General features: G+C 68.4%; 10 protein-coding genes. 4 read left to right on the top strand and 6 right to left on the bottom strand.

What is annotated here, in order from left to right; genetic code table 11:
* Positions 1-2: 2 nt before the first annotated feature.
* Entirely contained in the window at positions 3-1,445 is a 1,443-nt protein-coding gene (gene sufB, locus HY049_12665) for a Fe-S cluster assembly protein SufB (GenBank protein MBI3449754.1), read from the bottom strand.
* Positions 1,442-1,933 (bottom strand): SUF system Fe-S cluster assembly regulator, encoded by a 492-nt coding sequence (locus HY049_12660; GenBank protein ID MBI3449753.1) that lies wholly within the window; start codon positions 1,931-1,933, stop codon positions 1,442-1,444. Before HY049_12660 ends, sufB begins: the two co-directional genes overlap by 4 nt.
* Positions 1,934-2,102: 169 nt before the next feature.
* Here HY049_12660 and HY049_12655 point away from each other — a divergent pair, with 169 nt between their 5' ends.
* Entirely contained in the window at positions 2,103-3,089 is a 987-nt protein-coding gene (locus HY049_12655) for an ornithine cyclodeaminase family protein (GenBank protein MBI3449752.1), read from the top strand.
* Here HY049_12655 and HY049_12650 read toward each other — a convergent pair.
* Entirely contained in the window at positions 3,086-3,982 is an 897-nt protein-coding gene (locus tag HY049_12650; protein ID MBI3449751.1) for an oxidoreductase, read from the bottom strand. The two genes, HY049_12655 and HY049_12650, sit on opposite strands and share 4 nt — an antisense overlap.
* On the bottom strand, positions 3,979-4,305 hold the full coding sequence (locus tag HY049_12645) for a GIY-YIG nuclease family protein (protein MBI3449750.1): 327 nt from the start codon (positions 4,303-4,305) through the stop codon (positions 3,979-3,981). The genes HY049_12650 and HY049_12645 overlap by 4 nt, the downstream gene beginning before the upstream one ends.
* Here HY049_12645 and HY049_12640 point away from each other — a divergent pair.
* Together HY049_12640 and HY049_12635 are read left to right on the top strand one after the other, a co-directional pair.
* Complete coding sequence (locus tag HY049_12640) at positions 4,304-4,882, top strand: CoA pyrophosphatase (protein MBI3449749.1); 579 nt, start codon at positions 4,304-4,306, stop codon at positions 4,880-4,882. The two genes, HY049_12645 and HY049_12640, sit on opposite strands and share 2 nt — an antisense overlap.
* A 310-nt stretch (positions 4,883-5,192) precedes the next feature.
* On the top strand, positions 5,193-7,496 hold the full coding sequence (locus HY049_12635; protein MBI3449748.1) for a serine/threonine-protein kinase: 2,304 nt from the start codon (positions 5,193-5,195) through the stop codon (positions 7,494-7,496).
* Between the two features lie 6 nt (positions 7,497-7,502).
* Here HY049_12635 and HY049_12630 read toward each other — a convergent pair whose 3' ends face one another.
* Positions 7,503-8,882, bottom strand: coding sequence for an FG-GAP repeat protein (locus tag HY049_12630; protein MBI3449747.1), 1,380 nt, complete (start codon positions 8,880-8,882; stop codon positions 7,503-7,505).
* A gap of 116 nt (positions 8,883-8,998) precedes the next feature.
* Positions 8,999-9,676 carry a type IV toxin-antitoxin system AbiEi family antitoxin domain-containing protein gene (locus tag HY049_12625; protein MBI3449746.1) on the bottom strand — a complete coding sequence of 226 codons (678 nt, stop codon included), beginning with the start codon at positions 9,674-9,676 and terminating at the stop codon, positions 8,999-9,001.
* Between the two features lie 534 nt (positions 9,677-10,210).
* On the opposite strand from HY049_12625, the gene msrA reads away from it, so the two are divergent.
* On the top strand, positions 10,211-11,281 hold a 1,071-nt coding region (gene msrA / locus HY049_12620; protein ID MBI3449745.1), incomplete at its 3' end, for a peptide-methionine (S)-S-oxide reductase MsrA.

The following is an 11,281-nucleotide window of genomic DNA, read 5'->3' as shown; positions in this document are numbered from 1 at the left end:
GGCTAGCCAACGCTTCCCTCCAGGCTGACTTCGAGCAGCTTCTGGGCTTCGACGGCGAACTCCATCGGCAGCTCCTTGAAGACTTTCTTGCAGAATCCGTTGACGATCATCGAGACGGCGTCCTCTGCGGAGATGCCGCGCTGGCGGCAGTAGAAGAGCTGGTCTTCGCCAATCTTCGACGTGGACGCCTCGTGCTCGAGCTGGGCCGTGCTGTTCTTGACCTCGACGTACGGGAAGGTGTGCGCGCCGCACTTGTCCCCGAGAAGGAGCGAGTCGCACTGCGAGTAGTTCCGCGCGCCGACCGCGCCGGGAAGGATCTTCACGAGCCCCCGATAGGTGTTCTGGCCGTGACCGGCGGAAATTCCCTTGGAGATGATGGTGCTCTTCGTGTTCTTCCCGATGTGGATCATCTTGGTGCCGGTGTCGGCCTGCTGGTAGTTGTTCGCGACCGCGACCGAGTAGAACTCGCCGACGGAATTGTCCCCCTGGAGGATGCACGAGGGGTACTTCCACGTGATGGCCGAGCCCGTCTCGACCTGCGTCCACGAGATGCGCGAGTTGACCCCTGCGCACTTCCCGCGCTTGGTCACGAAGTTGTAGATCCCGCCCACGCCCTTCGCGTCGCCGGGGTACCAGTTCTGCACCGTCGAGTACTTTATCTGCGCGTTGTCGAGCGCGACCAGCTCGACCACCGCCGCGTGGAGCTGGTTCTTGTCGCGCATCGGCGCGGTGCACCCCTCGAGGTAGCTGACGTACGCCCCCTCGTCGGCGACGATGAGCGTCCTCTCGAACTGCCCCGTGTCGGCCGCGTTGATGCGGAAGTACGTGGACAGCTCCATCGGGCAGCGCACACCTTTCGGGATGTAGCAGAACGAGCCGTCGCTGAAGACCGCGGAGTTGAGCGCGGCGAAGAAGTTGTCGGAGTGGGGGACCACCGATCCAAGGTACTTCTTGATCAGATCGGGGTGGGTCCGCACAGCTTCCGAGAAGGAACAGAAGATGATCCCCATCTCGCCGAGCTTCGCCTTGAAGGTCGTCGCCACCGAGACGCTGTCGAAGACGGCGTCGACCGCGACCCCCGCGAAGAGCTTCTGCTCGGTGAGCGGGATCCCCAGCTTCTCGTAGGTGCGGAGGAGCTCCGGGTCGACCTCGTCGAGGCTCGCGAGCTTCTCCTTCGATTTCGGCGCGGAGTAATAGATGATGCCCTGGTAGTCGATCTTCGGGTAGCGGACCATCGACCAGGTGGGCTCCTCCATCGTGAGCCACCGGCGGTACGCCTTCAGGCGCCACTCGAGCATGAACTCGGGCTCGTTCTTCTTCGCGGAGATGAGCCGCACGATGTCCTCGCTGAGGCCGCGCGGGATCTCGTCGCTGTCGATTGCGGTGACGAACCCGTACTTGTACTCCTTTGTCGCGAGGTCGCGGACGTTCGTCTCTTTTCTCATGGCGCCGCCTTCTCCATCGCGGGGGCGGCCGAAGGCGAGGTCCCGCCGCGCCACGGCCCGAGGGTGACGAGCCTCTCGCCGAGGGGGCGCGCCAGCTCCGAGAGGGTGATGCCGCCGAGCGCGTTCAGGACGACCTGGTTGATCTTCTGCCAGTTGGAGGCGACCGGACAGTTCGTCTCGAGCTCGCACTGCGCCTCCTCGTGCGAGCTGCAGTCGGTGATGGCGACGGGCCCCTCGAGCGCCTCGAGAATCTCGGCGACGGTGATCTTGTCGGGCTGCCGCGCCAGCACGTAGCCGCCGCGCACGCCGCGGTGGGAGACGAGGAGCCCTTCCTTTGCGAGGAGCTTGAGGATCTTGCCTACCGTGGGGAGGGGGAGATGGGCTTCGGCCGCGAGATCGCGCGTGTTGTGAAGCGGCCGCTCGGGGTGACGGGCGCAGACGGTGAGGAGCACCATCGCGTAATCGGTGAGGCGTGTCATTCGAATCATGGCGTTTTCTGGGGACCCCAGGACATCTCTTCCGCCGGCCGCAGACCCTCTGTTTCGCTGCACTTCCGATTAGGGACTGAACCGGTCCGGTTTCTTGGAAAAATACAGGACGGATTTGGTGCTGTCAAGGCGGTTTCCCGATCGGGATCGCGTCTGGCATAATCCGGGCATGCCGAAAGTGCTGCTCCTCGACGAGGCCGCCGTCGCCTCACTCCTGACGATGAACGACCTGATCCCCCTCATGGAGCGTGCCCTGGCAGAGTTCTCCGCGGGGAGGGTCGACCAGCCGGTGCGGACGGTCGTCGCGCCGGCAGGCCACCATTCGATGCTCGCGGTGATGCCCGGACACGTGCCGTCCATGGCCGCGCTGGGCGTGAAGGTGGTGACGGTCGCTCCGGGGAACGCCGACCTCCACCTGCCGACGCACCTCGCGACGATCCTGCTCCACGATCCGGCGACGGGGGCGCTCCTCGCGCTGATCGACGGCCGCCTCGTCACCGAGATGCGGACCGCGGCCGTCTCCGCGGCGGCGTCGAAGGCGCTCGCGCGGCCGGGGGCGAGGCGCCTCGCGATCGTCGGATCCGGCGTCCAGGCCCACAGCCATCTCGAGGCCTTCCGCGAGGTCCACGATCTCGACGAGATCTCCGTGTTCAGCCCGGCGCCGGCGAGCCGCGAGGCCTTCGCCGCCCGGGAGTCGAAGCGCCACGGGATCCGCGTGCGCCCCGTCGGCTCCGCGGAGGAGGCGGTGACCGGGGCCGACCTCGTCGTGGTTGCGACGGCGAGCCCGACTCCCGTGGTCCTCGGGAGGTGGCTCGCCGAGGGGGCGCACGTCACGGCCGTCGGCGCGTGCGTCGCCAACCGGCGCGAGATCGACGGCGAGGCGGTCGCGCGCGCGCGGGTCTTCGTCGATTCGATCGCCGCGGCGCGCGTCGAGGCCGGCGACATTCTCCTCGCGGAGAGCGAAGGGTCGGTGAAGGGAAACGCCGTCGCCGGTGAAATCGGAGCCGTCTTCGCGGGCGGGCTCCCCGGACGGACGAGCGATCGCCAGATCACCCTCTTCAAGTCGCTGGGGCTGGCCGTCGAGGACGTGGCGGCCGCGAGCCACCTCCACCGGCTCGCGCGGGAGCGGCGGGCAGGGGTCGAGATTTCGCTCTAGCCGTACGACTCGTACTCGATCCGATCGTCCGTGACGCCGAGCTCCCGGAGCCCCGCGAGCGCCGCCTCGAGAAACCTCGGCGACGGCGCGATCCCCTTCTCCTTCGCGGCCGCGCGATCCCACGGCCCCACCGCCGGCCCGCACGCGTAGACCAGGCACGTCCCTGGATCCGGGATGTGCGCCTTCAGAATGGGCGTGTCGACGCGCCCCTTGAGGACCTCCGGCCCGAACCGCCCCGCGTCGGTCTCCCTCGACAGGACGTGGACGACGCGGAGCCGATCGGTGTGCTGCCGGGTCAGCTCGGCGAGCTGTTTCCTGAAGATGACGTCCTTCCATGTCTTGTTCGCGTTGATCCACACGTGCCTGAGGCTCGGGAAGCTCGTGAGCGCGTGCTTGAGGATCGAGAAGTTCGGCACGCTGCCGGATCCGGCGCACAGGTGCACGAGCGTGTCCGTCCTCGACTCGACGTTGTCGGGAAGAGTGTACGGCCCCGTGAACCCGGTGACGATGAGGCGCATCCCGATCCGCGTCCGCCGCACGAGCATCGGCGAGAGGAGGGGCGGGAATTTCGTCTGCCCCGAGACGTACCGCTCCTCCTTGATGGTGACCGCGAGGTACTTCTCGTGCGGCGCCGACACCATCGAGTAGGCGCGCGGCGGCTCCTTCTTCCCCTTCATGTCCTCGAGGAAGGCGGTGAACCGCGCGAGCGAGTCGAACTGGTGCGGGTCAATCGTGAGGAAGTGCCCGGCCCGGTAGTCGAGCCGGTCGTTCCCGGTGAAGAAGACGAGCGTGGAGGTGTCGTGCGTCTCGGCGATCGTGTCCGCGACCATCACCTCCAGCTCCTTGATCCGCTTGCGCGGCGAGGCGTCGAAGGGGGCGCGCGGTTCGCTCATGGCGAAGGAAGTCTATCAGGAGGGGACGCTGCGCGGGAAGACGCGGTGCGCGACGCGCGGACGATCGCGAGCTTCTCCGCGCGGGGCATCCGTTTGAGCCGGGCCTCGAGCCGGAGCGCATCTCCCCACGTCCGGACGCGGCGCGAGAAGGCGAGGGCGACGGGGAGGCGCGAGCGCGTGTACCTCGAGGCGGTGCCCGCGCGGTGCTGCGCGACCCGGCGATCGAGGTCCTTCGTGGCGCCCGTGTACAGCGAGCCGTCGCGGCAGCGGAGGATGTAGACGAAGGGCACGGGGGAGTATAGTTGGAATCCCGTGACTCCCATGCAACCCATCGACCGGATCGCCGCACGCCTCGCCGCGCTCGAGCCGCGCCTCTCGCCCCCGGGCTCGTACACCGAGGAGGCGGCCGTGGCCGTTTGCCTCCGGCCGGCGGGAGCCTCGGCCGAGATCCTATTGGTGAGGCGCGCCGAGCACCCTCTGGACCCATGGTCGGGGGACGCCGCCTTCCCGGGAGGGAGGCGCGATCCGTCGGATCTCTCGCTCTCGCACACCGCCGTCCGCGAGACGCTCGAGGAGACGGGGTTGGATCTCAACGCCGGCGCGAGGCTCCTCGGCCGCCTCGATGACGTCCACCCGCGCGTCGTGTCGCTGCCGAGCCTCAACGTCAGCTCCTTCGCATTCGCCATCCCCGAGGGGGCGACCGCCTCGGCGCGCTCCGAGATCGTCGCCGCGCACTGGATCCCGATCGGCGAGCTCGTGAGCCCCGAGCGCCAGGCCTCGCGCGTGCATCAGGGGAAGGCGGGGGAGCGCGTCTTCCCGTCGATTCGCTACGGGGATCTCGAGATCTGGGGGCTCACGCACCGGATCCTCTCGCAGCTCCTCGACCTCGCACGGAGTTGACGCGCCGGCCCGGTGATATCATCGCGCACCGGCCGCGACCCGCGGCGCCCGAGGAGATCCCCCGTGCAGCTCGAACCCGGTTTCATGCTCGCGCACTACCGTCTCGCGTCGAAGATCGGCGAGGGGGGAATGGGCGTCGTCTGGAAGGCGCACGACACGACGCTCGGCCGCGACGTGGCGATCAAGGTCCTTCCCGACGCTCTGGCCGCCGATCCCGAGCGTCTGGCGCGGTTCGAGCGCGAGGCGCCTTGCGCAGGGGCCGATCTTCCTCGACGAGGCCCTCGCGGTCGCGCGCGACGTCGCCGCGGCGGTGGAGACCGCGCACGAGAACGGCGTCATCCACCGAGATCTGAAGCCGGCCAACATCCATCTCGGCCCCGACGGAAGAGTAAAGGTCCTCGACTTCGGCCTCGCGAAGGCCTTCGAGCCCGACGCGAGCTCGCCGGCGCTCTCCCTCTCGCCGACCCTCACGACGCCCGCCACGCGCGCCGGCGTCATCATGGGGACGGCGGCTTACATGAGCCCCGAGCAGGCGAAAGGGAAGCCGGTCGATCGTCGCGCCGACATCTGGGCCTTCGGCTGCGTGCTGTACGAGATGCTCGCCGGCCGGCGGCCGTTCGTCGGCGACGGCGTCTCGGAACTCATCGCCGCGGTGATCATGGGGCCGCCGAACCTCGAGGCGATCCCCTCGGGCGTCCCTTCATCGATCCGATCGCTCATCCGCCGCTGCCTCGACAAGGACCCGAAGCGCCGCCTCCGCGACATCGGCGACGCTCGGCTCGTGATCGAGGAGACGCTGGCCGGCGCCCCTGACGAGCGGGCCGGCGGCCCCGTCGCCGCGGGGGCGGCGGCCGGGGTCGACGGGACGAAGACGGCCGTGGGGCCGATCCTCGTGGCGGGGTTGATCGCGGGCGCGCTCGCCGGGGCCGGAATCCTCTGGGTCTTGCGTTCCCCCGCCGCTCCGGCGCCGCTCCGGCGCTTCGAGCTCTCGTCCAAGGGGCCTTTCCGATCGGCGCTCCTGGGCTCACTCGTCGCCATCTCCCCGGACGGCCGCCGCGTCGCCTACAGCGAGGCCGGGGGGCTCTTCATCCGGGAGCTGGATCACCTCGAGCCGAAGCAGGTGAAGGTCGCCGCCGCGCCGGGGTTTCTCTTCTGGTCCCCCGACAGCGCGTGGCTTGCGTACCAGGCCGGCGGCAAGATCTGGAAGGTGCCGGCGGGAGGAGGGGAGAGCCAGGTCGTCGTCGATCACCCGGGACTGCTCACCGGCGGGAGCGGCGCGTCCTGGGGGCCGAACGACCGCATCGTCTACGCGGGAGGCGAGGACGCGATCGACGAGGTCCCCGCGACCGGCGGCGACATCAAGAAGCTCGTGGCCAACGACCCGAACGAGAAGGGGGACTTCCACGATCCCTCGTGGCTCCCCGACGGGAGCGGCGTCCTCTTCGTGCGCCACGCTCCCGGTGGCCCGCCCAACGATCTCTCGCTCGTCGCCGGGGGGGCGCGAAAATCTCTCCTCAAGCTCGACGACCAGCAGATCTGGTACCCCGTCTACTCGCCGACGGGGCACATCCTCTACCGTCGCCAGCCGAACAACCCCGGGATCTGGGCGCTTCCCTTCTCGCTGTCGAAGCACGCGGCGACGGGAGAGCCTTTCCTCGTCGTTCCCGACGGGGATCTCCCGAGCGTCTCGAACGACGGGACGCTGGTGACGGTGAAGGGGGCAGGCGGAGGCGAGTCGCAGCTCGTGTGGCTCGATCGCTCGGGGAAGCTCACGGGAACGATCGGCAAGCCTCAGGCGCAGTGGCCCTTCCCCGCGATATCGCCGGACGGCCGGCAGATCGCGATCGCCGCCACCGAGAACGACAAGCGGGAGATCTGGCTCCACGACGCCGAGCGCGGCACGATGACGCGGCTGACGAGCAACAGCGCCGGGACGTGGTCGCCGGTCTGGACGCCGAAGGGGGATCAGGTCGTCTACACTGACGGCCAGGCTCCCCCCGCCCTCTCGATCCTCGTCAAGGCGGCCGACGGAAGCGGGGAGGCGAAGAAGCTCGTGGACGGCTGGGGTCCCTCCATCTCACCCGACGGCCGGTATCTCGCGTACGCCGCCAGCGATCCGAACAACGATTGGGATCTCTGGTATCTCGAGCTCGAAAAAGGCGGCCCCCCGGTCCTGCTCTTGAAAGCCCCCGAGACGCAGATATGGCCCCGCATCTCCCCGGACGGCGCCTTCTACGCCTACCAGTCGGGCGAGACGGGGCGCAACGAGGTCTACGTGAAGCGCTTTCCCTCGGGAGAGGGGAAGTGGCAGGTCAGCACCGACGGCGGCGAATGGCCGGCGTGGGGGCACCACGGTGACCGCATCTACTACGTGCACGAGGACACGATTCTCGAGGCCCGCTTCGCATCGAAGCCCGGCGTGTCGCTCGGCAGGCCCGTCGAGATCCTCACGCGCCCTTCCTACGGCGCGCCGCTGATGTTCGGATGGACCTCGGGGTTCGACGTGTCGGCCGACGATCAGCGCTTCGTCGTGGCCCGCGCGGTCGGCGGCACTCAGGTCGCGAGCGGCATCATCGTGATCGAGAACTGGCTCGCCGAGTTCCGGAAGAAGTAGCGCCGATCAGAGCCGCCCGCCGAAGTAGAGCGTCACGCGCCCGATGTGAGGCGCCAGATCGAGCCCGTCAGCCGAGGCGAGCACGTCCTTGTAGCCGTCCCCGTTGAAGTCCCCCGTCGCGGAGATCGCCGAGCCGAGGAAGTCCCCGTCGAGCACCCCTTCGACGAGCGCCGACCAGGTACCGTGGAGCCCGGAGGGGCCGCCGAGGAAGACGTAGACCTGGCCGATGTTCGCCGTGCCGTGGCTGTCGTAATCCCCGTAGCTGTAGGCGCCGATCGCCAGATCGGAGTATCCGTCGCGGTTGACGTCCCCCGCCGCGATGGCGGAGCCGAACCCGGTAACGTCGTGACGATCGAGCTCACCCTTCAACGTGAGGCTCGCCTTGCCGGCGGGCCCGCCGACCTTGCCGGGGAAGATCGAGACGATCTCGGACGTCCGGCTCGCGGCCGACGAGGCGGCGACGTCCTTGATGCCGTCCCGGTTGTAGTCGCCGGCGAGCGAGAGCTTGTACCCGAAGCCGGCGTTCGCGGTGTTCACGAGGAGCGTCGTGGAAGGGCCTGTCGACGGTTTGATGTTCCCGCCGGCGTAGACAAAGACCGCCCCCTGATCGGTCGTCTTGCCGTCGTATCCTGGAGCGCCGATGCCGACGTCGGGGATCCCGTCCCCGTCGACGTCGCCTACCGATACCGCGGCGCCGAAGAGCGCCCCCACGAGGTTCGATTCGACCGACCAGTCGGGGGTCGTGGAGGGGCCGTTCGGAGATCCGAAGAATGCGACGACCTTCCCTTCGTTCGTCTGGCCACCTGAGAACCACGGAGCCGCCACGAGGATGTCGCTGTAGTTGTCGTTGTTCAGGCGCCCCGCGGCGAGTGTGTAGCCGTAGTTTGCGCCGGCAACGTTCCCCTCGGTGGTCCAGTCCGGCGTCGCGCCGGGCCCGGTGGGCGAGCCGTAGAAGAGCCAGACCTTCCCTGCGTCGGCCTGGCCGTTGTCGTACCACGGCGCGGCGACGAGGATGTCGGCGTAGCCGTCGCCGTTGACGTCCCCCGCGCCGATCGCACGGGAGAGCTGCGCGCGGTACTGGTTGGACTCGAAGCTCCACGAGGGGGTCGTCGCCGGTCCCGACGGCCCGCCGAGGTAGAGATACACCCGCCCCTCCGCGAGTTCGCTGATGTCCCCGGAGTACGCGGCCGTCGCGGTGATGAGGACGTCGTCATACCCGTCCCGGTTCACGTCGCCGGCGCTCTGCACGTCGGCTCCGAACTGCGAGTTCGTCTGCGGGCCGTAGACCGTCCAGTCGGGGGTCCCGCTGGCGATCCCGGCGAACCCGAGAGCGCAGGTCGATACGAGAACCGCGGCCAGCGAGAGCTTTTTCGAGAGGGTAGGCATGCTCGTCTCCTCCGGGACAGTCGGGTCCTGGCCTCATGTCAGATGCTGTTACAACATCTCGCCGCACATTCTCGAGTGGCATACCGCCATTCGGACCCGGATGCAAGAGGGAAATTTCACAGGACCACGGCCTCGACGTAGGGGCGCATCACGCGTTCCACCCGGCACGCTCGCCCCGCGAGCCCGAGCGCCTCGATCGTCACCTTCCGGCGCCGCCACCCCTCGCGGAGCGCCTCGACGGCTAGATCCACGCCGAAGCGGCTCCGGCACTTGAAGAGATCGGCGATCGTCTTCGCGAGGGAGTAAACGCGGATCGGATCACCCCCGACGATCTTCGTCTCGATCCCGAACGTGAACGCGTCACCGCTGAAGCGTACGATTCGAAGCGGCGGGTACACGAGGGAGGGATCGCGTGTCCCGCGGCGGATGGCGATCCAGGTCCCTTCCGCGGCCTCCGTCGGCGATCCGATTCCGTGAATCGCCAGGGCCGAGACGAGACACACGACAGCCGCCGGCACCGCGCGCGCCGCCATGCGGGACATGAGATGCGGCTCCGCGTCGCCGTAGCCCGCTGCACGCTCGGCGACCCGGCCCGAGCGCACGTCCCCGCTGCGTCCGTGTCGCTGCCCGTGGCCGGCATGGTCTCGGTGCCCGCGGGGGGCGCCGAGGGCACGGTGGTCGCCGGGCACGTGGTAGACCCCGCGCGAAGCGCGCGCGAGCGCGCCGGCCTCGACAAGCCGCGTGAGCTGCTGGCTGTGGACTCCGGCCCGGGCGGCATCCTTCGCTGTCACCACGCCATGGCGCCGCGCAAGCGCCATCACGAGCTCTTGCGACGGTTGCCGGGTCGCGCTGAGCGGGGGCCGAGCCTGTTCGTGTTCGCCGCGGGGGCGGTGTGCGCGGTGCGACTCGAAGTGCGACTCGCGGCGCTGGCTAGTTGCGTCGTGGGACTTGTCGCGAGGAGGGTGCGTGCCATGTGTCATGGTGTGGAAGTGTAGACACTTAGTGCAATCTGTCAACGCTTTCACACACGCGTCGCCGGCCGCTCATCTCGGGCGCAGCCAAGGGCGTAGAGGCTTCTGCACATCTCTGTGGCCATCCGCCGCGTAGACACTTGTGCAAATCTGTCGACAGGTCTCACCGGAACACGTGGTGCTCCCCCCAGGGTCCGGTAGTTGCGGGCGCAGTTGCGAAACCCGGCCGCCCGCAGCGGCATCCAATTGTGCGTGGAGGCGCCTGGGGGCGAACGCTAGACTGGGCCGGGAGGTGGCCCTGACGTGATGAGAAGACGCATGGTTCTGACGAGCATGATTCTGGCCGCCGTCGCGACGATGATCGGTTGCGCGAATGCCGGGTCAGCCCCTGCCACTCCCACCGCCGCCGCGGCGCCCGACGCAACGAAGCGCGGCACCGCGGCCCCCGCCGGCTCCCCCGGCAAGATCGAGGTCGCGACGCTCGCGGGCGGCTGCTTCTGGTGCATCGAGTCGGCCTTCGACGATCTTCCCGGCGTCGTGGACGCCGTCTCCGGTTACACCGGCGGCCGCGAGGTGAACCCCACGTACGAACAGGTCTCATCGGGGACGACGGGGCACGTCGAGTCCGTCGAGGTCCATTTCTACCCGTCGGTCATCAGCTACGCGCAGATCCTCGACGTCTTCTGGAAGCAGATCAACCCGACAGACGGCGGCGGGCAGTTCGCCGATCAGGCGCCGCAGTACCGGACCTTTATCTTCTATCACGACGACGACCAGAAGCGTGTCGCCGAGGGGTCGAAGAGGTTTCTCGAGGCGAGCGGGTGGTTCGATAAGCCGATCGCGACGAAGATCGTCCCCGCCGTGACGTTTTACCGCGCGGAGGAGTACCACCAGGACTATCACCGGAAGAACTACGAGCACTACAGGATGTACAAGTGGGGATCGGGGCGGGAGCCCTTCATCGAGTCGTTCTGGAAGGGGAAGCCCGAGATCGTCCCGGTGCTCGAGCGGGTCGCGGCGACGACGCCGGGCTCGTCCGGGTCGGCCGCCGCATCGCCCGGAGGGAAGCGCGTGTACACGAAGCCGTCCGACGACGCGCTCAAGGCGAAGCTGACGGAGATGCAGTACTACGTCACGCAACAGGAAGGAACGGAACCGCCGTTCCGCAACGAGTACTGGGACAACCACGAGCCCGGCATCTACGTGGACATCGTGACGGGGGAGCCGCTCTTCTCCTCCACCGACAAGTTCGACAGCGGGACGGGGTGGCCGAGCTACTCGAAGCCCCTCGTGGACGAGAACGTCGTTGCGAAGGGGGCAGTCACGAGTTTCATCTTCGGCTCCGAGGTGAGGAGCAAGGTCGCGAACAGCCATCTCGGCCATGTTTTCAAGGACGGGCCGCCGCCGACGGGGCTGCGCTACTGCATC

This window comes from Acidobacteriota bacterium (assembly GCA_016195325.1).
Lineage (GTDB): Bacteria > Acidobacteriota > Polarisedimenticolia > JACPZX01 > JACPZX01 > JACPZX01.
The sequence above is the reverse complement of the archived record's forward strand: the minus strand, read 5'-3'. Positions and strand labels throughout refer to the sequence as shown.

Excerpts from the sequence above, each read along its gene's own strand:
- sufB (MBI3449754.1), bottom strand. The coding sequence starts at position 1,445 with ATGAGAAAAGAGACGAACGTCCGCGACCTCGCGACAAAGGAGTACAAG.
- HY049_12650 (MBI3449751.1), bottom strand. The coding sequence starts at position 3,982 with ATGAGCGAACCGCGCGCCCCCTTCGACGCCTCGCCGCGCAAGCGGATC.
- HY049_12630 (MBI3449747.1), bottom strand. The coding sequence starts at position 8,882 with ATGCCTACCCTCTCGAAAAAGCTCTCGCTGGCCGCGGTTCTCGTATCG.
- HY049_12660 (MBI3449753.1), bottom strand. The coding sequence starts at position 1,933 with ATGATTCGAATGACACGCCTCACCGATTACGCGATGGTGCTCCTCACC.
- HY049_12655 (MBI3449752.1), top strand. The coding sequence starts at position 2,103 with ATGCCGAAAGTGCTGCTCCTCGACGAGGCCGCCGTCGCCTCACTCCTG.
- HY049_12645 (MBI3449750.1), bottom strand. The coding sequence starts at position 4,305 with ATGGGAGTCACGGGATTCCAACTATACTCCCCCGTGCCCTTCGTCTAC.
- HY049_12640 (MBI3449749.1), top strand. The coding sequence starts at position 4,304 with ATGCAACCCATCGACCGGATCGCCGCACGCCTCGCCGCGCTCGAGCCG.